Raw genomic sequence first — 26,227 nt, 5'->3', positions numbered from 1 at the left:
ACCAAATTCGCCACCGAACCATGCGAGACCCCCACACCCTTCGGACGCCCCGTCGACCCCGACGTATAGATCACATACGCCAACGAAGCCGGGTCCACGGCCACCTGCGGCGCCACCTCAGCATCGCCGTCCCACGCCTCGGAGTCGTCCAGCCACACCACCGGCGCGCGGCTCGCGTCGGCCAGGTCCCCGAACTCGTCCCGGTCCGCCAGCACCAGCCGCACACCGCCGTCGGCGAGCATGAACTCCACCCGGTCGAACGGCAGTTGCCCGTCGACCGGCAGATAGGCGGCTCCCGCCTTCCACACACCCAGGATCGCGGCGATCATCTCCACGCCGCGCGCGAGACACAGTCCGACGACGGACTCCGGCCCCACCCCAGCGCTCCGCAGGCAGTGGGCCAGCCGATTCGCCCTGGCGTTCAGCTCCGCGTACGAGACCTCCACGCCCTCGCACACGACCGCGACCGCGTCCGGGGCGCGGAGCGCGTGGGCGGCGAACATCTCCAGCACGGGTGCCGGCCGTTCGGCGACCGCCGTGTCGTTCCAGTCGGTGAGTATCCGGTCCCGCTCCTGCGGGTCGAGCACGTCCACCGCGTGCAGACGTACGTCCGGGTCCGCGGTCACCGCCTCCAGCACCCGCACGAGCCGCTCGGCGATCGCCGCCACGGTCGGCATCTCGAAGAGGTCAGCGGCGCCGGTGACGAGCCCGCTGAGACCCGCCGGGCGGCCCTGGCCGTCGAAGTGCTCGGACAGGTTCAGATCGATGTCGAACTTCGCCACGGGCAGGTTCGGCGCGATCGGCTGGGCTGTGATGCCTGGCAGCTCCAGGGACGCCTGTGCCGTGTTCTGGAGGGTGAGCATGACCTGGAAGAGCGGGTGCCGGGCCAGTGACCGCTCCGGTGCCAGCTCCTCCACCAGCCGCTCGAACGGCACATCCTGGTGCGCGTACGCCCCCAGGCTCGCCCTGCGGACCCGGGCGAGCGCCTGGCGGAACTCCGGATCGTCCGACAGGTCGGTGCGGATGACCAGGGTGTTGACGAAGAACCCGATCAGGTCGTCCAGCGCCTCGTCGGTGCGCCCCGCGACCGGCGACCCGATCGGGATGTCCGTGCCGGCCCCGAGCCGCGACAGCAGCACCGCCAACGCGGTCTGAAGGACCATGAACACCGTCGCGCCTTCGGCCCTGGCCACCTCTGCCAGCCGCTCGTGCACCGAGGCCGGCACCGTCAGCGGCACCCGGTGTCCGCGGTCACCCGCCATGGCGGGCCGCGGGCGGTCCGCAGGCAGCGCCAGTTCCTCCGGCACCCCGGCCAGCGCCCGCCGCCAGTAGTCCAACTGGACCGAGATCCGGCTGTCCGGGTCGGACTCCTCCCCCAGCAGGTCCTGCTGCCAGAGGGTGTAGTCCGCGTACTGCACGGGCAGCGGCTCCCACACCGGGGCCTCACCGCGCACCCGCGCCGCATAGGCCGTCGACAGGTCACGTGCCAGCGGACGGTGGGACGAGGCGTCGGTGGCGATGTGATGCACGACCAGGACCAGCACATGCTCGTCCGGCGCGGCCGTGAGCAGCGACGCGCGGATGGGCACGTCCGAGGACAGCTCGAAGGTGGTGCGGGCCGCCTCCAGCCTGGCCTCGTCCACGTCCTCGCGCGCGACGTGGCGGACCGCCAGCCCCCAGTCGAGCTCCCCCGGATCAAGGATGCGCTGGTAAGGCTCGCCGTCCACGTCGGGGAATACTGTGCGCAAGGATTCGTGGCGTATTAGCAAATCCCGTAAGGCGGCGTCAAGCGCCGTCACGTTCACGGCTCCCCGCAACGCCAAAGCCATGACATTGCTGTAGGAGAGGCTCGAATTATCCAACCTTGACAGGAACCACAGCCGACGCTGCGCGAACGACAACGGGATCATCAATGCATCTCCTCAGCGCATCGGATGCCACACCGTAATTCCGCCCACCGCCGATACACCACCCGAGTCGGCCGGCAGGATCATTCCAGTCCATCTGCGGACGGCTTGGCAAGGTTCCTTAATTCGATGCGATCCCTTGTTCAACCGATGCGTTCGCGCAGTTGAACGCCACGGCGAGCCGTGCGGTGTTCGCGCCGGCGGCGGCGCCCTTGGCGGAGTCGGCCGAGCCCTTGTGCAAACAGGTGGCCACGATGTTCGGCGCCCCGAGGAGAGTGGGGGCGACTCGCTTGACCTTGGAGCCGACGTCCAGGTGGAAGAGCCGGTCGCTGCCGGGCAGCGGGTCGCGGTGCGCGGCCAGGTTGAAGGCGCGCGGGAAGGTTCCCGGCCATAGGGAATCCGAAATTCTCGCGGGTCAGCCGTTCCCGCGCCGTTCCCGCGCCGTTCCCGCGCCGCCTCCGACTCCAAGGTCACGATCTATGGAGCGCTACCCGCGCTTGCCTCCAAATTTCTTGTTGCACACAGAGAATGCCTCGACGAGCTTCTCCTGGGAGACATCGGAATCTTCCCCGATGCCGATTTCCACCGTTCCCGGCTCTGGATCCTTGGCGTCGATCCCCTCTTTACGCAAGCACTCGGCCTTCTTCAGCGCGCGGTCCTGGTCGGCTTTCGAGACGTCCTCGGGGGCGTCCTGGGCGGGCGCGTACTTCGCGCAGGCCATCCGCGCGGCCTCCTGCTCGGCGGAGGATTCCCCGGGTTGCTGGACATCCATCTCGCCCTCCTTCACCTCGCCGGGGGCAGGCATGTCCATGCCGTGTTCCTCCATGCACTTCTGGTACCTCTGCTGCTGCGGGCCCTCATCCGACAGCGACTTCCCGCTGCCGGAGGACGAGTCCTCGCCGCAAGCGGTCAGCCCGAACGTGGCGACAGCCGCGAGGGTCACCGCGGCAAGAATCTGTGTCTTCATGCCCACAAGCGTTGCCGCCGACAGGTTTCCCCGCGGTGACCGTCTCCAGCGGGAGCGAGAACGGGAACGGGAACGGAAGCACGGCGGCGGACATGAAGGCGGGGTGCCTCCGCGTCGGTGAAAGCGGAGGCACCCCTGTGACCGGCTCGGGGGATGACCGGTCAGTTCGTGGCGAGGGCTTCGGTGGGCGTGAGGTTGGCCGCGCGGCGGGCCGGATAGACGCCGGCCAGCGCTCCGATGAGGACGGCGGCCAGCGCGCCGCCGACGATGGCATCGGCGGGCAGGACGGTGGGCCAGCCCCGATAGACGGCGTATCCGACGCAGGTGCCGAGCCCGATGAGCACTCCGGCGGCCCCGCCCAGTGCTGACAGGGTCACCGATTCGGTGAGGAACTGGAGTCTGATCTGCCCACGGGTGGCGCCCAGCGAGCGGCGCAGCCCGATCTCCTGCCGTCGCTCCAGCACCGAGATGACCATGATGTTCGCGATGCCGACGCCGCCCGCCAGCAGGGCGATGGCGCCGAGTCCGAAGAACAGCGCGTTGAAGGTGCGTTCCGCGGCGGCCTGGGCCGTGAGCGCGTCCGACGGACGGCTGACCGCCACCTCCTCCGGGTGCTCGGGGTTCACGGTGTACCCCAGCACGCTGCGCACCTTGTCCACCGTCGCGTCCGTGGACTTCTCATAGAGGGTGGTGATGTTCCCGTCGAACCCCAGCTTCTCCGCGTACGACCAGCCGATGAGGGCGGCGCGGTCGACCTCGGGCGCGAGGTCGACCTCGTCGAGGATCCCGACGACCATGAACCACCGTCCGTCGATGTAGACGTGGGCTCCGGCGCGGTCGATGCCGAGCCGCCCGGCGGCGTCGGTTCCCAGCACGACCACCGGGTATTTGCTGGTGGCGGCGTTGAGGAAGGTGCCGGAGCGCATCTTGCCGCCGAGGGTCTTGAGCAGGTCGGTCCGGCTGGCCTGCACCGCGATGCCGTTGGTGGTGTCGGCGTCGATCTTGTCGGTGCGGCGGGCGGTCGCGTCCTCGACCTTTCCGACCGCGGACACGCTGGTCACCCCGGGGACACGGGAGACCATGTCTTCCGCGCTCTTGGGCAGTTCCGAGTCCTTGCCCGTCAGCGTCGTGCCGGGCTCGACGGTCAGCAGGTTGGTGCCCAGCTTCTCGATGTCGGCGATCAGCCCGGCCCGGCTGGAGGTGCTGATGCCCACCAGGCCGATCATGGCGGCGACACCGATGGCGATGCCGAGCGCGGAGAGCACGGCGCGCAGCGGCCGGCCGCGCAGTCCGTCGACGCCGACGACGGCCAGGTCACGGGTGCGCAGCCGGGCTGCGTTGGGCAGGGCCTTCATGCCGGCATCCCCGAATCGGCGTAGATCCGCCCGTCGCGGATCTCCAGACGCCGCGGCAGCGCAGCCGCGACCTCCATGTCATGGGTGATCACCACGACGGCGGTGCCGTCGCGGTTCAGTTCCGCGAGCAGTTCCAGCACACCCTCACCCGACTTCGTGTCGAGGTTGCCGGTCGGCTCGTCCGCGAGCACGAGCGGCGGATTGCCGACGACCGCCCGGGCAATCGCGGCGCGCTGCTTCTCGCCACCCGACATCTGGTTCGGACGGTGGCCCAGCCGGTGGCCGAGCCCGACCCGCTCCAGCGCGGCCTTCGCCAGCCTGCGTCGTTCCCGGGGCGGTATGCCGTGGTAGAGCAGCCCGGTCGCCACGTTGTCCACGGCGGAGAGGTGCGAGGTGAGGAAGAACTGCTGGAAGACGAAGCCGATCCAGTGGGCGCGGACCGCGGCGAGCCGCCGGTCGGGAACATTGGCGACGTCGTGTCCCTGGATGAGGACCCGGCCGCTGCTCGGCTTGTCCAGGGTCCCCATCAGGTTCAGCAGCGTCGACTTTCCGGATCCGGACGGCCCCAGGATCGCCATCAGCTCACCCTCATGGACGGCGAGCGAGACCCGGCGCAGTGCCCACACGCCACCGGGGTACTCCTTGGTGCAGTTGTCCACCTCGATGACCGCGGCCGACCGGTCGGCGGTCGGTTCCGTGGGCGTCAGCCCTTCCGCGGTGCTGATGCTCTGGCTCATGAGCGGGGCACCTGCACCTTCATGCCCGCCGAGAGGTCGCCCTTCACCTCGACCATGTCGGCTTCGAAAAGGCCGAGCTTGACCGGCACGGTCCGCACCTTCCCGGCCGCGTTCACGACCTTCACCTGGTAGGTGCCGTTCGCCGATGCCAGCAGCGCGTTCACCGGCACCGCCAACACGTCCTTGTGCTCGGCGCTGGTGAAGCCGACGGTCACGGGGGAACCGTCCAGCTTCTCCGCGCCGCTGTTCTTCTCCAGCGCGACGTAGATGGGGATGGTGGCGTTCTCGGTGCCTTGCCCGGTCTGGGATTTGGAGTTGGTCTTCCCGGCGGCCGCCACCTTGCCGATCGAGGAGATCCGGCCGGTGGCGCTCTCGTCACCCGGCAGCTTCACCGTCACCTTCGCGCCCACCTTCGCCATCTCCAGGTCGGTCACCGGCAGATCCACGGTGATCCGCTGCCGTGTGCTGCCGCCGGTCAGTACCGGTCCCTTGGCCGGTGCGCCGAGCTGAGCCTCGACCTCGCTCACCCGCAACTTCCCCGCGCGCATCACCACGTCGCCCGGCGCGACCACGCCGGACTCCTTCACGCCGAGGTCCTCCTGCCAGTCCTTCACGGCATCCGCGGTTGCCGAGGTGAACTCCTCGTCCACGCTCAGGTAGTCGCCGTAGCCGAGTGCGAGCAGGTTGCGTTCCAGCTCCAGCACGTCGCGCCCGTCGGACATCCCCGTCTTCAGATCCCGCCAGAACGGCGTCGAGCCGTAGAACAGCGGTACCGAGTGGCCGTCCATGGCGTAGACCCGGTCGCCCCGCTCGATGACGTCGCCGACGCGCGGGAGCCATGTGAGCCGCCCCGCCCCCTCGGCGAGCACCGCACTGCCGCTCGTATAGCCCAGCGTGCCGTCCACCTCGGTGGTGTCGATCAGGTCGGTGCGGACCACCCCCGCGGTCGGCAGCTTCTTAGCCGACCGTGCCGGCTTGCTGTCTTCGTCCTGCCCCAGGTACGCCGCGCCGGACCCGCCGATCACCAGCACGACGACCCCGCCGAGCATCACCCAGACTCCGCGCCTGCGCCGACGCGGCGGCGACGACGCCTCGTACCGCTCCTCGGCGGAGTCGATTTCCGGCTCTGTCCAGCGTTCCTGCTCGGGCAGGCTCTCCCGGGTGGCCTCAGATTCCCACATGGCTCAGCCTCCGCGTGGTCCGCTCGGCCTCGCCGCGGATCGGGCCGAGGCAGCGGACCACTGCCGTCGTAGCGGTGAAAGGTGACTTCGTCTGCATGACCATCAGGGTGCTGTGCGGCAGGTTTCCCGGCGGTTAGCTCATCCCCGCTGCGCTCCTTACGGCAGGACGACGCGGAAACCGTCACCGCGCCCCGCCGTTCAACCGCGGCGAGGCCGGGGTTGAACGGCCTCCGGCACTCCAGCACTCCAGGACGCCCGGACGGACAGACGGAGGGGGCGGACGGGCAGGCGGACGGCCTGCGCTATCGCGCCCGCATCGGCCGCAGCCGCGGCCTGGCCCGCTTCTCGTCGTCGGCCCGGGTCGCCAGCCAGGTGGCGAGAGCGGCCGGGGTGGGCTTGTCGAACAGCTCGTGGATCGGGAGTTCCTCGCCCAGCACCACCCGCACCCGGCTGACCAGCTTCGTCGCCAGCAGCGAGTGCCCGCCGAGGACGAAGAAGTCGTCCCGTACACCGACCGCGGGCAGCCCGAGGATCTCCGCGAACGCCTCGCACAGCGCCGCCTCCCGCTCGTCGGCCGGCTGCGGTCCCGCCCCCGCTGCCGCCGCCCGGTCCGGTTCCGGCAACGCGCCGCGATCGAGCTTCCCGTTGCCGGTCAACGGCAGCCCGGCGAGCGGTACCACCACGTCGGGCACCATGTGCCGCGGCAAGTTCTCCTGGGCGAACCGCCGCACCGCCTCGGTCAGCGCACCCGCGCCGTCGGCGCTCTGGTCCGCCGGCACGACGTACGCGGTCAGGCGCTTGTCACCCGGCGTGTCCTCCCGGGCGATCACCGCGGCCTGCGTCACGGCCGGGTGTCTCGCGAGCACCGACCGGACCTCGCCGGGTTCCACCCGGAACCCGCGGATCTTGACCTGCTCGTCCGTCCGCCCCAGGTACTCCAGGAATCCGCCGTCGGACCAGCGGGCCCGGTCCCCCGTCCGGTACATCCGCGCCCCGTCCCCGAACGGGCTGGCCACGAAGCGCTCCGCGGTCTGACCGGGGTGGCCCACGTAGCCGCGCGCCACCTGCGCCCCGGCCACGTACAGCTCCCCCGCCACTCCCGCGAGCACCGGCCGCAGCGCGTCGTCGAGCACATGCACCGTCGTGTTGGCCACCGGCGTCCCGATGGGGACCGTGCCGGCGGTCACGGGTGCGCGGTCGAGCCGTGCGGTCACGGCCCCGATCGTGGTCTCCGTGGGGCCGTAGTGGTTGAACACCGGCAGGTCCCCGGCCGCCTTGAGCAGTTGCTCGGCCCAGTCGGTGGGAGCCGCCTCGCCACCCAGCACCAGCGCGCTCCGCGGCAGCAGCCAGCTCAGGTCTCCGGTGGCACCGAGCGCGGCCAGGTGTGAGGGCACCACCTTCACGAAGTCGATCCCGTGCCGGGCCAGATACCCGGCGACGGCGACCGGGTCCGTCACAGCGCCGGCGTCCAGTACATGCAGCTCGCCGCCCGTGGTCAGACTGGTGAACAGGACCGTGTTCCCCAGATCCGTCACGGCCGGCTGAAGCAGTGCGTACCGCCCGCCGACGGCTCCGAAGCCCACCCGCCGCGGCACGTGGATCACATAGTTGGCCAGGTTCCCGTGGGTGACGGCGACGCCCTTCGGCCGCCCGGTGGATCCGGAGGTGTAGATCACGTACGCCAGATGGCCGGGCCGCGCGCCGGTGTCGAAGGGCGTCGCGGGCTGCGCCGCCAGTGCCGACACCACTGCCGGGTCGTCCAGGCAGAGGGTGCGGACCCTTCCTGTCGCCGGCATGTCGTCCAGCACCTCGGCGGTGCCGACCAGCACCGAGGCCCGGCTGTCGTCGAGCATGTAGGCGGTTCTGGCCGCGGGCTGGGCCGGGTCCAGCGGCAGGTAGGCGGCCCCGGCCTGCCATACGGCGAGGATCGCGGTCACCATCTCGATGCCGCGTGGCAGGCAGAGTGCCACCACCGACTCGGTTCCGACGCCGGTGTCGCGCAGCAGACGGGCCAGCCGCGCTGACCGCTCCCGCAGCTCCCGGTAACCGACCTCGACACCTGAGCAGACCAGGGCGACATCCTCCGGGGTACGCGCCACCTGCGCGGCGAACAGCCCCGGCACCGTCCGGCCCTGCGACGTCCGGTCCAGCACCGGTGCCGCGGTCCTGTTCAACTCGTCGAGGAGTTGCCCGCGTTCGGCCGGGCCGAGGACGTCCACCGCGACGAACGGGGTGCCCGGAGCGTCGGCCAGGGCCGTGGCCAGGTTGTCCAGGCAGATGTGCAGGAGTGCGCAGATCCGGGTGGCGTCGGCAGGCGCCAGTGCGTCGACGGTGACGTCGAACGCGGAATCGGTGTCGCGGACGATCAGCGTTATCGGGTAGTTGGTGCGTTCCTTGGCGGAGCGCAGTCTGACCCCTTCGAGACCGATGTCGGACTCGTCGGCCGACGGGTCGCGCCGGTAGTTGACGAGGGAGGTGAACAGCGGCCTGCCGGGTGGCACGGCGCTCGCCTTCTGGGCGAGTGCCAGCGGCGCCTGCTCGTGCTCCAGCAGCTCGGCCAGCTGACGGCGCAGCCCGGCCAGCGCGTCCGCCGCACCACGCCCGTCGACGCCCACCCGCAGGGGCAGGGTGTTGAGGAACAGGCCGGGCACCCGGTCGGCACCGGCCCCCGCGTTCATCCGGCCGGCCAGCACCGTGCCGAACACGACGTCGTCGCTCCCCGACAGTGCCGCGAGCACGCGGGCCCAGGCCAGGTGGAAGATCGTCGCCGGGCTCACAGCGGACGCCGACGCCACGTCGCGTATCCGTGCGCCGAGCCCGTCGTCGACCCGTACGCGCGCGCGTACCACCGCGGCGCCGTCACCGTGCACGTCCAGCAGTCCGAAGGGAGCGGTCGTCTCCGTGACGTCACCGAGCAGACCGGCGAAGTAGCGCGTGTGTTCCGCCGCGGGCGTGCCCAGTCGCGTCTGGGCCACGAAGTTCCGGTACGGCAGCGGCGGCGGCAGCCGGTCGCCCCGTCCCGCCAGGAACTCGCGGACCTCCTGGATGAGAACCCGCAGCGTCGTGGGGTCCTGCACCATGTGATGGACGCGCAGTACGGCCAGCCAGCACCCGTCGCTCGGCTCGGTGAGGACGTGCGCCCTCAACAGCGGGGCCCGGTCCAGCTCCATCCACGGTCCGGCCGCGGCCAGCAACTGCTCCACCGGGTCCTGGCCCGGGTCTCTCTCGACCTTCTCGACCGGAAGTGCGACCCGGCGCGAGACCACCTGCACCGGCTCGCGCAGACCGTCGGAGACGAACGCGGTGCGGTAGATGTCGTGCCGGTTCAACACTTGCCGCAGCGCGTCGAAGAACCCGTCACGTCGCTCCCGTGAGTCGAACTCCAGCACCGCTGACCGCAGGTAGACGTCGGGGTCGCCCTCGGCTCGCGCCAGATGGTGGAAGAGGATCCCCTCCTGCAACGGGGCCAGGGGGTACACGTCCGCGACGTTGGCCGCCCCGCCGTCGACATGGTCCAGGACGCGCGCGAGCTCCGCCTCGGACAGCTCGACGAGCGGCAGCATGCCGGGAGTGATCTCGGTCGCGCCCTCGGGTATCCGGTTCTCCGGCACCGCCACCTGCTCCGGGCCCGAGACCTCGGCCAGCTTCGCCGGGGTCGGGGTGAGGAACAGTGCGCGCACCGAGACGGAGATCCCGCGCGTCCGCAGGTCCTCCACCAAAGCCACGGCCACGAGCGAGTTGCCGCCGAGGGCGAAGAAGTCCTCGTCCGGGCCGACCACGTCCCGGCCGAGCGCGCGGGCGAACGCCTCGCAGAGGAACTCCTCTTCCGCGCCGGCCGGTGCGCGGCCCGCGCCCGGCACGCGGCCCGGCGACGGCAGCGCCTTGCGGTCCAGCTTCCCGTTCCCGGTCAGCGGCAGTTCGCCGAGCACGACGACCGAGGCGGGGACCATGTGGTCGGGCAGCCGGTCCCTCAGATGTTCCCTTACCCGGTCCGCGAGCCCGTCGGTGAGCCCGTCGGTGGGCCCGTCCGCGGCCGTCGGGTCGTCGGGGACGACGTACGCGACCAGCTCCGCCGCCCCGGGCACGCCCTGGCCGCCAACCGGCGGGTGCTGCCGGGCGACGACGGCGGCCCGCGCCACCTCGGGATGGGCGGCGAGGGCGCTCTCGACCTCCCCGGGCTCGACCCGGAAGCCCCGGATCTTGACCTGGTCGTCCGCGCGGCCCGCGAACACCAGCCGCCCGTCGCGGCCCCAGCGGGCCCGGTCTCCCGTCCGGTACATCCGCGTCCCGCGCTCGAACGGGCAGGCCACGAACCGCTCGCCGGTGAGCCCGGGCCGGTTCACATAGCCCCGTGCCAGTGCGTCGCCCGCCGCGTACAGCTCCCCGGTCACTCCCACCGGTGCCGGGCGCAGCGCGGCGTCGAGGACGTAGACCCGTACGCCGTCGATGGGCGCGCCGATCGGGACGTCGCCGTCCGCGACGTCGTCGGGGGCCAGCCGGGTGGTGGTGACCCCGATGGTGGTCTCGGTGGGGCCGTAGTGGTTGTAGACCTCCCGCCCCTGCTCCCCGGCCGCCTCCAGCAGGGCGCGGGCCCAGTCCGGGGGCGCGGCCTCGCCGCCGAGCACCAGCGAGCGGGCCGGCAGCACGCTCTCGGGTCCTGTCGGTGCCGAGAGCGCCGCCAGATGGGACGGAACGGCCTTGAGGTGATCGATCCGGTGGTCGGCGAGGTAGCCGCAGACCGCGGCCGGGTCGAGCACGGTGTCGGGGTCGAGGACGTGCAGTTCCCCGCCGGTGGCCAGCGAGCAGAAGACCATCGTGTATCCCAGGTCGGTCACCTGCGGCTGGAGCACCGCGTACCGGGCGCCCTCGCCGCCGAGACCGAGCCGTTCCCGCGCCGATGCCACGTAGTTCGCCAGGGAGCGGTGCGTCACGGCGACGCCCTTGGGCTTGCCGGTCGAGCCCGAGGTGTAGATGACGTACGCCAGCCCGTCCGGTTCCGGCGCGGGCGCGGGCGCGGGTCCGGGTGCGGGTGCGGGTGCGGGTGCGGGTGCGGGTGCGGGTGCGGGTGCGCCGGTTGTGGCCAGGTCGTCCACCGAGACGGTGCGTACGCGTCCGGCCGGGAGGTCCTCCAGCAGCTCGCCGGTGGCCACGAGCAGGGCGGCCCGGGCGTCGGCGAGCTGGAACGCGGTCCGCTCCACCGGCTGCCGGGGATCGATGGGCAGGTAGGCGGCGCCTGCCCGCCAGACGCCCAGGATCGCCGCGATCATCTCCGGACCCGGCGGCAGGCACAGCCCGATCACCGACTCAGGGCACGCGCCCGACGCGCGCAGGTGCCGCGCGAGCCGTTCGGCACGGGCGTCCAGCTCCGCGTACGCCGTCGCGCCGTCGGCCGAGACGACCGCGGTGCCGTCCGGTGTACGCGCCACCTGCGCGTCGATCATCCGCGGTACGGTCACCCGCGGCAGGTCGGCCGCGGTGTCGTTCCAGCCGCGCACGACCTGGAACCACTCGTCCTCGTCGAGGATCTCCGCGTCGCCGAGCGGGGTCTGCGGCGCCGCCGTCACCATCCAGTCCAGGATCCGGCGGAAGCGGCGCAGCAGGTCACCGGCGGCGGACGGCCCGTTCCGGCCGCGGTCGGCGTCCACGTCGATCTGGACCGGCGACCGGTCCGACGACCGGCCCGAGCGGTCGTAGACCGCCAGCCGCCGGTCCATGGTCGGCCCTTGGGTCAGGTTCCTGACGGTCACTTCCGCGTCGCCGAACCGCATGGGGTAGGCAAAGCTCATGACGTCGACGATCAGCCCGCACAGGGAGGCCCCGTCGCCGAGTTGCAGGTCCCGGATCATGTCCGCGTAGCGGTACCGGTGGTGGCGCAGTCCTCGGCCGATCGCCCGTCCGGTGCGGCGGACGATCTCCGCGACGGGCGTCCCGGGCGTGACGTCCAACCGCACCGGCATGATGTTCGCGGTCATGCCCGGGGTCTGCCCCTCGCGCCACCCGACGCGGCCGGGTACGGGCACCCCGAGAACGATGTCCCGGGTCCCGGTGGTCCGGTGCTCGTGGACGGCCGCTGCCGCGATGACCAGGACGGCGAGGCTCGTCTTCAACCGGCGGGCGGCGTCCCTGAGTTCGGCGCCGCGCTCCGGGCCGAGTTCGACGCTGGCGCGCGAGGGCGTCCCCTGTCCCCCCTGGCCTTCCCGTCCGGCCGGTGCGGCCGGTGCGGCCGGTGCGGCCCGGTCCGGCAGACCGTCCAGGACAGCCAGCCAGAACGCCCGGTCCGAGCCGATGTCCGGAGACATCCGGTACTCACGGTCCGCCTCCACCAACGCCGAGAACGGCTCGAACGCGTCGCCCCCGCCGGGGTCCGCGCCCGCCGACAGCGCGGAGTACGTGGCCGCCACGCGGGTGGCGATCAGCGCGCCGCTGTGCGCGTCCATGACCAGGTGGTGGGCGCGGTGGTACCAGAGCAGATGGCCCTCTCCCAGGGAGAGCACGGCGCAGGTGAACAGGGGGCTCCGGCCCGTCAGGTCGACCGGACGGCGCAGCTCAGCCCGCATCCATCGTTCGGCGGTGGCCCGAGGGTCGGCCTCGGCACTGACGTCGATGACGCGCACGGGAACATCGGCGGTGACGTCGACGTAATGCCGAGGTTGCCCGTCCACCACGCGGAAACGGAGACGGTACGCGTCGACGTCGGAGAGCACCTGCCGCAGGGCCCGCACGAACACGTCCAGATCCACGCCCCCGCGGATCTCAAGGCATTCGGCAATGTTGTACGGAACATTGTCCGGCGCAATCTGCTGGGCATACCAGATACCGAGCTGAGCCGATGTCAGCTCTCCCAGCTCGACGTTCTCATAAGGGTCTCCGTCGGAACCGACCAGCGGAATGGACACGATCCGTTCCCCTTCGGAGAGTGAATGAGCCTCGGTCACAGCGGTGTTCCGGTTCATTTCAGTGCGCACATCCTCACCAGTCGCCGAAGGGACGTCAATTGACGGCCCGGCACATGCGGGTGCGGGTGCGGTCCCGGCTGTTCAACTGCGGCATTTCAGCGGTTGAACGCCGACGCGCGATATTCCCGGGTTTGCGGCGCACAGGTACTGTCGGCGATCGTCGATCGCCCACCTCGATGAGACTCGATGAGACTCGATGAGAATTGCCTGCCTCGATGAGAATGGATTCGGTGATGGCCGGAACCGCCGGTGGGACTGAGGAATCGGCTCCGCACCGGTTGAGGAGTCCGTCACCGTCCCGATCCCAAGCCAGTCGCGGAGGACGAACCCATGTCGCATTCCCTGGCCGACGCACCCGACCTGGTGACACTGTTCCGTGAGCGGGTGGCGGCCCAGCCGGCCGCCGAGGCGGTCGCGTTCCTCGCCGACCCCGACGACCTCACCGGCGGCATGGTGCGCTGGTCGTACGCCCAGCTCGACGAGGAGGCGCGCGGCCGCGCGGCGTGGCTGCGGGAGAACGTCCCCCCGGGCTCCCGCGTGCTCCTGCTCCACCCCAACGGCCTTGAGTTCGCCGCGGCCTTCTTCGGCTGCCTTTACGCCGGAATGATCGCTGTCCCGGCTCCGCTTCCGGGCCGCTATCCGCACCACCGCAAGCGGCTCGCCGCGATCGCCGCCGACTCCGGCGCCACCGCCGCGCTGACCACGTCCCGGCATCTGGACGAGGTGCACACGTGGATGAGGGACATGGACGTCACCACGATCCGCGCCGCCGCGGGTGACAAGCCCGGATTCGGCGACCCACGGGGCTGGGCGCCCCCGTCGCTGGACCGGTCGACGACGGCCCTGCTCCAGTACACGTCGGGATCGACCGGCACCCCCAAAGGCACGGTCATCCAGCACGACCAGTTCCTGTTCAACAGCGACGAGGGCATGCGAGCGCTCCAGTGGCGCGGGCCTTCGGGCGGCTGGCTGCCGCTGTACCACGACATGGGGCTCAACGTGTTCCTGTGGCCGCTGCTGCGCGGCGACAGAAGCGTGCTGATGGAACCGCTGGCTTTCGTCCGACGGCCGCTGCGCTGGCTCCAGTTGATCGAGAGCGAGGGCCTGACCGTGTCGTTCGCTCCCAACTTCGCCTTCGAGCTGTGCACACGCAAGGTCAGCGAGGAGCAGGCGGCCACGCTGGACCTGTCCCGCTGGGACCTGGCCGGCTGTGCCTCGGAGCCCATCGCACCGGACACCCTCGCCGGCTTCGGCGCCAAGTTCGCGGCCTCCGGACTCCGCCCGGAGGCGCTGGTCCCCGTCTACGGCCTCGCCGAGGCGACCGTGTTCGTCTCCGGGCACCCGGGCCGGCGACCCGTGACCCGCGAAGTGGACCTCGACGCGCTCGCGCGGGGCACGTTCGCCCCGGCCACCGGAGCGGCCAGGACGCGCGAGATCGTCAGTTGCGGTGTGCCCACCCCCGCGGTGGAGATCCGCGTGGTCGACCCGACGTCCCGTGAGGTGCTCCCGGAAGGCTCCCTCGGAGAGATCTGGCTGCGCGGTCGCAGCATCTCCCCCGGCTACTGGCAGCGGGACGACAACGCGGAGACCTTCGACGCCGTCACCGCGAACGGCGACCGCGGCCACCTCCGCACCGGCGACATCGGCGTGCTGCACGAAGGTGAGCTGTACGTGCACGGGCGGCTCAAGGACGTCATCATCGTGCACGGGCGCAACGTCTACCCCCAGGACGTGGAGCAGGAACTGCGCGCCCAGCACCCGGAGTTGGGCAACGCGGGCGTGGTGTTCGGCGGTCCTGGCCACGCCCATGGCGGCGACGAGTCCATGGTCGTCGTCACGCACGAGGTGCGCCACATGCGGCACGACGAGTTGCCCGCTCTCGCGGCCGGTATCCGGCACACGGTGGGGCGCGAGTTCGGCATCAGCGTCGACAGCGTGGCGCTGCTCAAGCCCGGCAGTGTCCTGCGCACGACGAGCGGCAAGGTGCGCCGCGCGGCAATGCGGGACCTCTTCCACCAGGGCCTGCTGACCCCCCTCTACCAGGACCCTCGCTAGAGGGTGTCTTCAACGTCCCGTCCGGGCCGCGACGTACTGGTCCACTCACCCGAAGGGCTCCCATGCACATGCAGAACGCCGGTGCCGACACGCTCCACGCCGAACTCCAGGAGTGGCTCTGCGCCCGCCTGGCCGAGGAGCTGCGGCTCCCGCAGGGGGAAGTCGATCCGACTGTGCCCATGTCCGCGTACGGCCTGGATTCGGTCAAGGCCGTCACCCTTCTCACCACGGTCGAAGACCATGTGGGCTTCGAGATCGACCCCAACGCCGTCTGGGAGTTCCCTACCGTGGCCTCCCTCGCCGAGTCGCTGGCCGGCCAGTTGGCCGCCCGGCCCGCGCCGAGTTGATCTCAGGTTCGAGAAGGCGTTGGACACTGCTTCCCCGGACCAGGTGACGGGTGGCCGTTCGTGGGGCTTCGTCGCTCCGGTCTCCGGCCGCAGTCGTCCGCAGATGTCCAGGACCGTCGTCCTGTCCACGACGGTCCAGCCTTTCGCGACAGCTATCGCACGCAACTGTGCGTCAGGTTCGTAGGCGAGAGGGTGCCCGACCATGTCGAGCACGTCGATGTCGGACGGGGAGTCCCCCATCGCGAGGGACTGCCGCCAGTCGACGGGAATCCCGGCGGTGGCCTCTCGCAGGATCGCTCCCTTGACTCCGCTGCTCGCCGGAGCGCGGAGGTAGCGTTCCGTGCACCGGCCGTGAGGGTCGGTCTCCAGCACCAGCCCCCAGGCGTGTTCCACCCCCAGGTCCCGGGCCGCGTGCAGGACCGCCTCCTGGGGGCTGCCGGAGAGCAGACACGGGGAGAAGCCCTGGGCCCGCAGCGCTCTGACCAGCCGCCGGGCGTGCGGGAAGAGCTGCCCGCGCGCAAGCCTCCAGCCCTGCGCGCCCACCTCGCCCAGAACAGCGGCGGGGAGCCCCCTGACGCTGCGTGCGTAGGCGTCGTGGAAGTGGGCCGCGCATTCGTCGTGGTCGATGACCCGTGCGCGATAGGCGTCGATCGCCGAGCGTGCGCGGCGAACGGCGCAGACCTCAGCTCCTGGGACGGCCAACAGGACCTTGGTCACGGCCTCCGCGAGAAAGCCCTCCAGGAGCGTTCCGTCGAGGTCCAGAACAGCGAGTGCGGCTTTCATCGGTACCCTTCGCGGGGCCAGGACGCGGTACACAGTCCGTAGTACGCCGAAGCCCGCCCGGAGCGCCGACGTCTGGACCTGCCGGTCCTCCCAGGAGAACAGCCGCCGCCCCTTCCGGACGAGAAGCTCCGGCCGGGAAGGTGTTGAACCTGGTGAACCATGGAGGACGCGACCGGGGCCCGCGCGTGGCGCAACGCCAGGAGTGCGGAATGCCAGGAGTACCAGCACGCTCCTGTGCCACGGCGCCGTTGTCCCGCACACTTGCTCCCACGGTGCCCGAGTGGGCACGGGAGGGGCGGTTTCTGATGAGACATCGCGCAAGACGGGTGCTGGCGGCCGGGCTCGGGGTCCTGGTCGCCGGCGCGTTGACCTGTACGGCGCAGGCGGCTCCGTCGCAGCAGGCCCAGCAAGGGCAACAGGGGCAGCACGGGCAACAGGCCCAGCAGATACGGCAGGACTTCAACGGCGACGGTTACCAGGACCTCGCCATCGGCGCGCCCGGAAAGTACGGGGAGGAGACCTCCACGGGCTATGTGGCCGTCACATACGGCTCGGCCTCCGGCCTGCGCACGGCAGGCAAGACGGTCATCGAGCAGAACACGCCCGGGGTGCCCGGCGCCTCGGAGCTGGGCGACCAGTTCGGCTACCGGCTGGTGGGCGGTGACTACGACGGTGACGGGTTCACCGATCTGGTCGTCGTCAGCCCCGGCGAGCGGTTCGACGATCCGGACGGCTCGGACCCCGGCGGCTGGGGCTCGGTGACCCTGCTGTGGGGCGGTGCGAACGGGCTGAGCGGCCAGGGCGCCAAGCTGCTGTCGACCGGTGTCCAGGACAACTACCGGTACGGGCATCACGTCTACGCCGGTGACTACAACGGCGACGGCGGACAGGACCTGCTGGTGTCGCGCGGCGGCGATCACGGATTCGCCGTGCTCCAGGGGCCGTTCACCCGCTCGGGAGAGCCCGCCGACATCACACCGGTCGAGCTGGGGAACCTGGAGAGTTCCGTTCCCTCCGTCATCGTGGGCGATCTGAACGGGGACGGCGCCGACGACGTCGTGGTGTGCCAGTCCTTCGAGGAGTCCAGTGAGCTGTCCCGACTGTTCATGGGCGGCCCTGGCGGTCTCACCTTTGAGCGCACCCTGCCCTACGCCGCGACGGGCGCCGTCGGCGACTTCGACAAGGACGGGTACGGCGACCTCGCCTACCGCGCCGTCACCGGGCTCTACGAGGAGTTGCCGTACGACCCCGGCACCGTGAAGGTGAGCTACGGAACCGCGAGCGGGCCCGGCACCCGCACGGCCACCTTCACGCAGAACACCTCCGGCGTCCCGGGCACCAGTGAGGCGGACGACCAGTTCGGCGGCACGCTCTCGGCCGGTGACGCCAATGGTGACGGCTACGCAGACCTCGCCGTCGGAGTGCCGTACGAGGCCGTCGGCACCGCGAAGGCGGCGGGCGCGACGGTGCTGCTCAAGGGCTCGTCGACGGGTCTGACCGGCGCCGGGGCGCAGGCGTTCCACCAGGACACCGCGGGCGTCACCGGGGTCGCCGAGCAGGGGGACCACTTCGGCAGTGCCATCCAGCTCATGGACTACGGCGCCGACGGCAAGGCCGACCTCGCGGCCTCCGCGCCGGGCGAGAACGACTCCAGCGGAGCGGTCTGGTCGCTGCCGGGCGCGTCCGGCAGCCTCACCGCCACCGGGTCGTTCTCCTTCGGCCCGGCAGCGCTCGACGCCTGGTGGGGGACGAACGTGCTGGGTGCCTCCTTCGGCGGCTCGGCGTACGCGCCGCTGTGGGGCCCGGACTGAGCCAGGACTGAGCCCGGGCCGAGGTCCAGGCTGAGGTCCGGGGCCCTCGGGGCCCTGGGGCGGCTGCTCAAGGGGTGTCGCGTACTGCCGTCAGGCCGTTGAACACCCCCACGTACGCCGTACCGTCGGGACCGAGGGTCACCGGCGCCCAGTTGTTGTCATAGGCGAGGCCCGTGCCGACGAGACGGCGCCAGCGGCGCTCGCCCGTGCGGAAGTCGACGGCCGTCAGATACCAGGCGTCGATGCCCAGGGCGTTCGGCGGCTTCTCGTAGAAGTAGAGCAGCCCGCTCGCGGTGGAGAGCTTCGGCACCGTCGAGGGTGAGCGCACGTCGCTCTCCCAGACGGTGTCGCAGCCGCTGCCGTCCGCGCGCACGTCGACGCGGGTGGCGCCGCCGGTCACGGAGCGGCCGAAGGTGAGCGAGGTGATGTTCTCGTAGCCGTAGTTGTTCTCGACGACCAGGCTGTTGCCCCAACTGATCAGCGAGTTGTCGGTCGTCGAGGCGCCGCTGCCGAAGACGGGTACCTTGCACACCAGGCGTTCGTCGTCGAGCACGTCCTCGCCGCGCCGGTACACCAGGACGTTCATGCGGTCGTCGGCGTTGTCCGTGATGGCGACGTATTTCTCGCCGCCGCCATTCTCTGCGTCGGCGCCGAACAGGTCGGGGGTGGTTCCCGAACCCTGGTTCACCGAGCCGGGTTTGCTGCCCGTGCCGCGGTCGTACGTCTGCCGCCAGACCGCCCGCGGGGTGCCGTCGTCGGTGGCGCGGAAGCCGTAGAGCGCGTGGTCGGAGACGATGGAGACGCCGTCCTCGGCGACGGAGAAGGAGTTCTGGATCTCTTCGCCTTCGAGCCGGATGGAGCGGACGGTCCCCGTGTCCGGGTCGACGGTGCCGACGCGGCCCTGACGCGTCACCCACCAGAGGCGGCCCTCCCAGTCGGGCATCACGGAGGTGACCGGGTCGCATTCGCCGCTCGGGTAGAGGTTGGTCCACGAGACGCAGTCGTGCGGGACGTGTGCGGTGAGGTCCCACTCGTCGGTCACCTCGAAGCGCCAACCGCCGTCCGCCGAGCGTTCGTGCGCGAGGCGCAGGATGTGCTGCCGGGAGTCGGCGAACACCAGGCGGTCCTTGTCGTCGAGGTAGGAGTAGGCGCCGCCGGAGGTGTCCTTGAAGATACGGGAGAAGTCGAGCCGGGTGATGGCCTCCACCGTGGACGGCCGCTGCGGCAGCTTGTACTCGGCCAGCGTGTCCATGGTCTCCGGGTCGAGCAGCTTGACCAGGAACCCCTCGAAGGTCCCGCAGACGGTGACGATGCGGCCCTCCGCGTCGAAGGTGACCGTGGCGCACTCGCCGCCGAGCGCCGCCATCTTCTCGCTGCTCACCCCGGGGTTGCGGCCCTGCGGCCCCTGCCAGGGGTACGTGCCGCTGCCTGCGGCGTCCGCGTGCATGCCGCTGCGTCCGTTGGGTGCCATGTACGGATGCTGCGGCGGCTCCGTGCCGGGCACGGGCGCCGGGTCAGCGGGCGCGCCCTCGTACTGCTCGACGAGCCGGTGGCCCGGTGCCTTCGGGATGTCGTCGGCGTACGCGGGGGTCGGCAGCGCGAACACCGCGACGGCGAGGAGCGACGTCAGAGCGCAGCGGTGTCGGGGTCTGCTCGGCATGGGTGGAACGTAGGTTGGCCCACCTGAAGTGTCCATGGAAGGTGAAGGCTTTTCATGACAACGCAACAGGCGCGACGCGACGCAACGCTCGACAGTGGCCGCTTCCCGAGTGCGCACGGGCGATGGCATGGTCACGGCATGAACAGATCAGCCGGACTCCCCCACGAGGTCAACCAGGCCAACCAGGCCAACGAGGTCGACCAGGTCAACGCACCAGAGTTTCCGCGGCAGTTCGCGCGGACGCGCCGCTTCTCGCTCGGTACGGTCAGGCACCCTCGCGTCTCCCCCGGCGGTGCGCGGGTGCTGTTTCTGCGGACGGGCGGGGGCGCCGATCCGGTGGGGCGGCTGTGGGCGTGGGAGGACGGTGCGGAACGGCTGCTGGCCGACCCCCGCGCGCTCACCTCCGTTCCCTCGGGCCCGGTCACCGAGGCGGAGCGGTCGCGCAGGGAGCGGCTGCGGGAGCAGACGGAGGGTGTGACCTCGTTCGCGGCCGACGCCGAAGCGCGTCTCGTGGTCTTCGCGCTCGGCGGGACGCTGTGGGCGGTGCGTGCGGAGGGCGGGGACGGGGGCGGGGACGGGGGCGATGCGAAGGGTGCCGGTGGAGGGGCCGGGGCCGGAGAGGGGGCCGGTGGAGGGGCCGGGCCCTCCCCCGTACCGGCGGCGGGGCCCGTCGCCGGCCCGCGCCCCTCGCCCGACGGACGGCTGATCGCCTACGTGACGGGCGGTGCCCTGCACGTCGTACGGCCCGACGGCACCGGCGAGATGCGGCTCGCCGCGCCGGAGGGCCCCGAGGTGACGTACGGGCTGACCGACTATGTGTCGGCCGAGTCGATGGGGCGCATGCACGGGTACTGGTGGGCGCCGGACGGCGGGGCACTGCTGGCGGCGCGCGTCGACACCTCGCGGGTGCACCGTCGCTGGATCACCGACCCGGCCGACCCGGCGGCGCCCCCGCGCATGACCCGCTACCCGGCCGCGGGGACCGCCAACGCGGACGTCTCCCTCCACCTCCTCCACCTCGACGGGCGGCGCGTGGACGTGGACTGGGACAGGGCCGCCTTCGAGTACGTCGTCACCGCGGGCTGGGACGGACACGGTCCGCTGGTCACCGTGCTGAGCCGCGACCAGCGGACCCTGCGCACCCTCGCCGTCGACCCGGCCTCGGGAGCGACCCGGGTGCTGGAGGAGCAGCGCGACCCGTGGTGGGTGGAGATCGTGCCGGGCGCCTGGTGCCGTACGGCCTCCGGGGCGCTGGTGAGTCCGTACGAGAGCGGGGACACGAGACGGCTGCGGGTCGGCGGGGAGACGGTCACACCTGTGGGGCTGCAACTGGGCGAAGTGCTCGGCACGCAAGGGGAGTCGGTGCTCTTCACCGCGGGTGAGGACCCGACCGAGGAACATGTGTGGAGGTACGCGCCCGGACAGGGGTGCCTGCGGATCAGCGACACGCCGGGCAGTCACCGCGCCGCCATGGGCGGCGACACCCTCGTCCTGGACTCGCTCACCCGCGACGGGCAGGAGGTGAGCGTGGTGCGCGTGGCGCATGCGGCGGAGACGGAGGCGGGGAGTGGGCTCCGGGGCGCTGTGCGGAAGCGGGGGTTCATCGCCTCGCGCGCCGAGGAGCCCTCGGTCCTCCCCCGCCCCTTCTTCCTGTCCCTCGGCGACCGCCAGTTGCGCAGCGCGCTGTTCCTGCCGTCCTGGTACGAGCCCGGCGCGCCCGGCACGGCCCCGCTCCCCGTACTGCTCGACCCCTACAGCGGCCCCGGCGCCCGCCAGGTGATGCGGGCCAGGCACTGGAGCACATGCGTGTCGCAGTGGTTCGCCGAACAGGGCTTCGCCGTGCTGGTCACCGACGGGAGGGGCACCCCGGGCCGCGGCCCCGCCTGGGAGAAGGCCGTCAGGGGCGATCAGCTCACGCCCGTGCTGGCGGACCAGATCGACGCGCTGCGCACGGCGGCCCGTTCCCGTCCGTACCTGGATCTGGGGCGGGTGGCGATCCGCGGCTGGTCCTTCGGGGGCATCCTCGCGACGGCGGCCGTACTGCGCCACCCCGACGTGTTCCACGCCGCCGTCGCCGGAGCGGCACCCTCGGACCAGCGGCTCTACGACACGCACTGGAAGGAACGCTTCCTGGGGCACCCCGACGAGGAGCCCGAGAACTACGACCGCTGCTCGCTGCTGGCCGAGGCCCCGCTGCTGCGGCGCCCACTCCTGCTGGTGCATGGGACCACCGACGACAACGTGGCCTTCGCGAACACGCTGCGCCTGTCGGCCGCGCTGCTGGCGGCCGGACGGGAGCACACCGTGCTGCCGCTGCCCGGACAGTCGCACATGGTGACGGACGAGGCCGCGGCCGAGGCACTGCTCGGGTTCCAGCTCCGGTTCCTGCGCGACGCACTCGCGGGGCGCGCGGACGCGGCGCGTACGGAGCCCGCTGACCACGGGGCGGGGCGCTCGCAGGCGGATCCGGTACGGGGATGAACGCGGCGCCGCCGCGTTCCGTATGGCCTGGAGAACCGTTGCACGGAGTTGTTCCACGAGGGTTGTCCACGGAAGGGAAGTGCCGTCATGAACGCCTCTCTCACCTCACGTCTCACTTCACGACGCACCTCACATCTCGCCTCACGCCGGTCCGTCCTCGCGGCCGCGGGCACAGTCGGGCTCGCCACCGCGCTCGTCGCCTGCGGCGGCTCGGGGGAGGAAGACGGGCAGGAAGCGGGCGATGCCGCGCCCGAGGGCGATGCGGGAGAGGACGCCGAGGACGGGTCCGGTGCCGGTGAGGGCCAGGAGTTGGGCAAGGCGGCCGACATCCCCGAGGGAGGGGGCAAGGTCTTCAAGGAGCAGAAGGTGGTGGTGACCCAGCCCAGCGCGGGGCAGTACAAGGCGTACTCGGCCACCTGCACGCACAAGGGCTGCCTCGTGACGGAGGTGGCGAACGGAACCATCAAGTGCCCCTGTCACGGCAGCAGTTTCAGCATCTCCGACGGCAGCGTCTCCGGCGGCCCCGCGACCCGGCCGCTGCCCAGCGCCAAGGTCTCGGTGGAGGGCGGCACCGTGCGGCTCGACGACTGAGCTCCAGCACAGCGTGAGGCGGGGGCGTGCGGCAGGCGCGTGGTGGGGGCGCGCGCCTGCCGTCCGTATGATTTCGCCCATGACAGCCCAACGCCCGGAACCCGCGGCGCACAGTGCCCTACGCGTTTCTCACGCCGACCGCGAGAGGGTCGTGGACCAACTGCGGGAAGCGGCTGCCGAAGGCCGTCTGGAGATGGACGAGCTGGACACCCGGCTGGGCCAGGCACTCACCGCCAAGACCTTCGGCGATCTGGCACCGCTCACCGCCGATCTGCCGCCCGTCGACTCCCCCGAGCGGCCCGTCGGCCCTCCGGAGCGGAAGGAACCGCTGATCCTCAAGGGCGGCATGCACGGCGCGTCACGCACGGGGCGCTGGCAGGTGCCCGGACGGATCGCCGCGTACGGCAACATCGGGGGCGTCACGCTCGACTTCACCCTGACCGAAACCCGGCTGCCCGAGGTGGAGGTGGAGGTGCACGGCCAGATGGCGGGCGTCACCATCGTCATCCCCGGCGACTGGGCCGCGGAGACGGACGACGTGGAACCCGAGATCGGCGGCGTACAGGACAAAACGACGCCCGACCGCCTGCCCGGCACCCCGCTGATCCGTCTCACGGGCAACGCGGGCATGGGCGGCGTGATCGTCCGCCACCCCAACTTCCGCGAACGCCGCAGACTCAAGCGCGGCCGTTAGCAGAACCCTTGGCCGTGCCGTCCGCCGGGGCGTGTCAGCGCTTCTGCTGCCACACGCCCACCACGTCCGCCGTCCTGGTGACGGTGGCGACGAGGGCGAGGGTGTGGCGGATCATCGCCGGTGTGTAGTCCTCGGGCACACCGGCGATGGCGTCCTCGGGGACGACGGCGGTGTAGCCGAGGTTGACTGCGTCGAAGACCGCGTTGGGTATCGCCACGTTCGCGGAGACCCCCACGACGACCAGCGACCGTATCCCCAGGTTGCGCAGCAGCGGGTCCACATCCGTCCCGGCGAGGGGCGACAGCCCGTGCAGCCTGCGCACGACGATGTCCTCCTCCGCGACGGGCACGGGTTCGGCGACGCGCACGGCCGAGGAACCGGTCAGCTGCCGCACGGGCAGCCGCTCGGCCGCCCTGAACAGGCGCGCGTTGCTGTTCGAGCCCCGGCCGTCGGGACGACGCTCGGCGACCGCGTGCAGCACCTGCACCCCCGCCGCGTGCGCGGCCCGCGTGAGCTGCGCGACGTGGTCAAGAGCGCCCGACTCCCGTGCCGCCCGCGCCAGTTCGGGCAGCGCGCTCTCCTCCCCCACGACGCCACGCTGGCACTCGACGGTGAGCAGCGCCGTGCTCCCGGGCTCCACCGTGGCCGCGAGGCGCTCCCGCGCGGTGGAGCCCTCTCCGCCCCCGCCGTCCGTGCTGCCTGCCGCGTTCGCTGCCATCTGCGCTCCTCACGGTGACGGACGGGACACCCCGGCCTGGGCCAGGCCGGAGGATAGGAGGCATTGCGCACGGACGGAAGAGCCCTCATGATTTTCTGACACCTCATCAGGAGTCGGGCGGAGAGTGGAGAGAGCCATGTCGGTCACGGATCAGCAGCGCCGGGGGCGCCGGATCATGATGTCGTCCGAGGAACTGGACGCGTTCCTCACCGAGCAGCGCACCTGCCGGGTCGCGACGGTCGGCTCCGACGGCGCCCCACACGTCGGAGCCCTGTGGTTCTGCTGGGACGGCCAGGCGCTCTGGCTCTACTCGATCACCCGCAGCAAGCGCTGGGCCCAGTTGCGGCGCGATCCGCGGATCGCGGTGGTCGTGGACGACGGGGAGGAGTACATGGAACTGCGAGGCGTCGAACTCACCGGTGAGGCCGTGTCCGTCGGCGAAGCACCGCGCACGGGCGAGGTGTGCCCGGAGCTGACGGCGCCCGAACGGCTCTTCGCCGCCAAATACTTCGGCCTGGACCACATGCCGCACGACGAACGGCACGCGTGGCTGCGTCTGACCCCGCAGTCCGTGGTCTCCTGGGACTTCCGCAAAATCTGATCCCCCTCTCCCCCGTCGCTCCTCCTCCTTCACTCATTCATAGCGCCGCGCCTCCGCCGGTATCAGCACCCTCGCCACCGCGTCGGCCAGCGGCACGATGTCGTCCTCGGTGAGGGGTGAGACCGTCAGCCGCACCCCTGGAGGCGAGGCGAGGCGGAACCGGGCTCCGGGGGCCACGGCCCACCCCTCGTGCAGCAGCCGGGTGACGGCGCCCGTCTCGTCCGGGACGGGCACCCAGACGTTCATCCCGCTGCGGCCGTGCGCCTCGACACCCCGCGCGGCCAGGGCTCCGACCAGCGCGTCCCGCCGCTCCCCATAGGCTCGGGCCACCTCCCGTGCGTCGACGGCGGCCGTCTCCCACAGGTGCGCGACCGCGTCCTGGAGCAGATGGCTGACCCAGCCGGGACCGAGCCGCTGCCGCCCGCGCACCCGGCCGACCGTGACCTCGTCACCGGTGAGCACGGCCAGGCGCAGATCCGGCCCGTACGCCTTGGCGGTGGAGCGCACCAGCGCCCAGTGGTCCGTCCCGCCCGCCAGCGGGTGCAGCGGGAGGCCGACGATGCCGTGGCCGTGATCGTCCTCGATCAGGAGGGTGCCGGGGTGCGCGGCCAGCACCGCCCGCAGCTCTCTCGCGCGCTCGGCCGAGAGCGCGGCGCCGGTGGGGTTCTGGGCGCGGTCGGTGACGATCAGGGCCCGCGCACCCTGGCGCAGCGCGCGCTCGGCGCCCTCGGCCGACGGCCCGTCATCGTCCACGGCCACCGGGACGGGGCGCAGCCCGAGGGCCGGGACGAGATCGAGCAGGCTGCCCCACCCCGGATCCTCGACGGCCACGGCGTCACCCGGTTTCAGATGCGCGTTCAGCACCCGCTCGATGGCGTCCAGCGACCCGGACGTCAGCCCCACGGGCCCCTCGGGGACACCGTCCTCGTCGAACGCGGCGCGCGCTGTGCGGGCGAGGGAGTCGTCGACGGCGGGAGTGCCATAGAGCGCGGGGCGGCGCGCCGCGCGCTCGGCCGCCACCCTCAGCGCCTCGCTCAGCGACGGCAGCAGCGCGACATCCGGATTGCCCTGCGCTATGTCCATGGCCCCCTCCGGGACCTCCACGCGGATGGCCTCGCGGGCCGTGCTGGCAGGACGATCACGCACCCGGCTGCCGCGCCGCCCCGCCGTCTCGATCACCCCGCGCTCGCGCAGGGTGCGATAGGCCGCAGCCACCGTGTTCGGATTCACCCCCAGCTCGACCGCCAACTCCCGCATCGGCGGCAGCACTTCACCCGGTATCAGCTCTCCCGCACCCACCCCCCGCTCCACACTCTCGGCAATCTCGGCTGCACGACGACCTGCGATCCGATACTCTCCTAGCACAAAGCCAAGTATGCACTA

General features: G+C 71.6%; 16 protein-coding genes and 1 pseudogene. 7 read left to right on the top strand and 10 right to left on the bottom strand.

Annotation, left to right across the window (positions count from 1 at the left end):
* The 6 genes from ACYVOO_RS40335 to ACYVOO_RS40310 all read right to left on the bottom strand — a co-directional run.
* On the bottom strand, positions 1-1,910 hold a 1,910-nt coding region (locus tag ACYVOO_RS40335; protein WP_461020698.1), incomplete at its 3' end, for a condensation domain-containing protein.
* 484 nt (positions 1,911-2,394) lie between these two features.
* Positions 2,395-2,874 (bottom strand): hypothetical protein, encoded by a 480-nt coding sequence (locus ACYVOO_RS40330; protein WP_461020697.1) that lies wholly within the window; start codon positions 2,872-2,874, stop codon positions 2,395-2,397.
* A 161-nt stretch (positions 2,875-3,035) separates the two neighbouring features.
* Positions 3,036-4,229: an ABC transporter permease gene (locus ACYVOO_RS40325; protein ID WP_461020696.1), complete on the bottom strand. Its 1,194-nt coding sequence runs from the start codon at positions 4,227-4,229 to the stop codon at positions 3,036-3,038.
* Positions 4,226-4,966 (bottom strand): ABC transporter ATP-binding protein, encoded by a 741-nt coding sequence (locus tag ACYVOO_RS40320; RefSeq protein ID WP_461020695.1) that lies wholly within the window; start codon positions 4,964-4,966, stop codon positions 4,226-4,228. Before ACYVOO_RS40320 ends, ACYVOO_RS40325 begins: the two co-directional genes overlap by 4 nt.
* On the bottom strand, positions 4,963-6,147 hold the full coding sequence (locus tag ACYVOO_RS40315; RefSeq protein ID WP_461020694.1) for an efflux RND transporter periplasmic adaptor subunit: 1,185 nt from the start codon (positions 6,145-6,147) through the stop codon (positions 4,963-4,965). Before ACYVOO_RS40315 ends, ACYVOO_RS40320 begins: the two co-directional genes overlap by 4 nt.
* Before the next feature lie 302 nt (positions 6,148-6,449).
* The gene (locus ACYVOO_RS40310) at positions 6,450-13,043 is read right to left on the bottom strand and encodes an amino acid adenylation domain-containing protein (protein WP_461020693.1); all 6,594 of its coding nucleotides are present in this window, start codon (positions 13,041-13,043) and stop codon (positions 6,450-6,452) included.
* Positions 13,044-13,433: 390 nt separating this feature from the next.
* Between ACYVOO_RS40310 and ACYVOO_RS40305 the strand changes: the two genes are divergently transcribed.
* Together ACYVOO_RS40305 and ACYVOO_RS40300 are read left to right on the top strand one after the other, a co-directional pair.
* Positions 13,434-15,158, top strand: coding sequence for a fatty acyl-AMP ligase (locus ACYVOO_RS40305; RefSeq protein WP_461020692.1), 1,725 nt, complete (start codon positions 13,434-13,436; stop codon positions 15,156-15,158).
* 62 nt (positions 15,159-15,220) lie between these two features.
* Complete coding sequence (locus ACYVOO_RS40300; protein ID WP_461020705.1) at positions 15,221-15,505, top strand: acyl carrier protein; 285 nt, start codon at positions 15,221-15,223, stop codon at positions 15,503-15,505.
* Between the two features lie 219 nt (positions 15,506-15,724).
* Here the strand turns inward: ACYVOO_RS40300 and ACYVOO_RS40295 are convergent.
* Positions 15,725-16,288 (bottom strand): annotated as a pseudogene (locus tag ACYVOO_RS40295) (HAD family hydrolase); the annotation flags it as partial.
* Between the two features lie 305 nt (positions 16,289-16,593).
* Here ACYVOO_RS40295 and ACYVOO_RS40290 point away from each other — a divergent pair.
* Positions 16,594-18,099: an FG-GAP-like repeat-containing protein gene (locus ACYVOO_RS40290; RefSeq protein WP_461020691.1), complete on the top strand. Its 1,506-nt coding sequence runs from the start codon at positions 16,594-16,596 to the stop codon at positions 18,097-18,099.
* 67 nt (positions 18,100-18,166) lie between these two features.
* Here ACYVOO_RS40290 and ACYVOO_RS40285 read toward each other — a convergent pair whose 3' ends face one another.
* Complete coding sequence (locus ACYVOO_RS40285) at positions 18,167-19,759, bottom strand: hypothetical protein (RefSeq protein ID WP_461020690.1); 1,593 nt, start codon at positions 19,757-19,759, stop codon at positions 18,167-18,169.
* Positions 19,760-19,897: 138 nt separating this feature from the next.
* On the opposite strand from ACYVOO_RS40285, the gene ACYVOO_RS40280 reads away from it, so the two are divergent.
* The 3 genes from ACYVOO_RS40280 to ACYVOO_RS40270 all read left to right on the top strand — a co-directional run bounded on the left by ACYVOO_RS40280 (position 19,898) and on the right by ACYVOO_RS40270 (position 23,525).
* Complete coding sequence (locus ACYVOO_RS40280) at positions 19,898-22,240, top strand: alpha/beta fold hydrolase (protein ID WP_461020689.1); 2,343 nt, start codon at positions 19,898-19,900, stop codon at positions 22,238-22,240.
* A gap of 87 nt (positions 22,241-22,327) precedes the next feature.
* A complete protein-coding gene (locus ACYVOO_RS40275; RefSeq protein WP_461020688.1) occupies positions 22,328-22,831 on the top strand; it encodes a Rieske (2Fe-2S) protein in 504 nt (167 codons plus the stop codon).
* A 79-nt stretch (positions 22,832-22,910) separates the two neighbouring features.
* A complete protein-coding gene (locus ACYVOO_RS40270; protein WP_461020687.1) occupies positions 22,911-23,525 on the top strand; it encodes a DUF1707 SHOCT-like domain-containing protein in 615 nt (204 codons plus the stop codon).
* Between the two features lie 34 nt (positions 23,526-23,559).
* On the opposite strand, the gene ACYVOO_RS40265 is transcribed toward ACYVOO_RS40270, so the two are convergent.
* Positions 23,560-24,243 carry a cysteine hydrolase family protein gene (locus ACYVOO_RS40265; protein ID WP_461020686.1) on the bottom strand — a complete coding sequence of 228 codons (684 nt, stop codon included), beginning with the start codon at positions 24,241-24,243 and terminating at the stop codon, positions 23,560-23,562.
* Between the two features lie 136 nt (positions 24,244-24,379).
* Here ACYVOO_RS40265 and ACYVOO_RS40260 point away from each other — a divergent pair, with 136 nt between their 5' ends.
* Positions 24,380-24,844, top strand: a complete 465-nt coding sequence (locus ACYVOO_RS40260) for a pyridoxamine 5'-phosphate oxidase family protein (RefSeq protein WP_453349116.1) — start codon at positions 24,380-24,382, stop codon at positions 24,842-24,844.
* A 33-nt stretch (positions 24,845-24,877) separates the two neighbouring features.
* Here ACYVOO_RS40260 and ACYVOO_RS40255 read toward each other — a convergent pair whose 3' ends face one another.
* Positions 24,878-26,209 carry an aminotransferase class I/II-fold pyridoxal phosphate-dependent enzyme gene (locus ACYVOO_RS40255; protein WP_461020685.1) on the bottom strand — a complete coding sequence of 444 codons (1,332 nt, stop codon included), beginning with the start codon at positions 26,207-26,209 and terminating at the stop codon, positions 24,878-24,880.
* Positions 26,210-26,227 lie beyond the last annotated feature (18 nt).

The sequence above is a fragment of the Streptomyces daliensis genome (genome assembly GCF_054782395.1).
The sequence above is the reverse complement of the archived record's forward strand: the minus strand, read 5'-3'. Positions and strand labels throughout refer to the sequence as shown.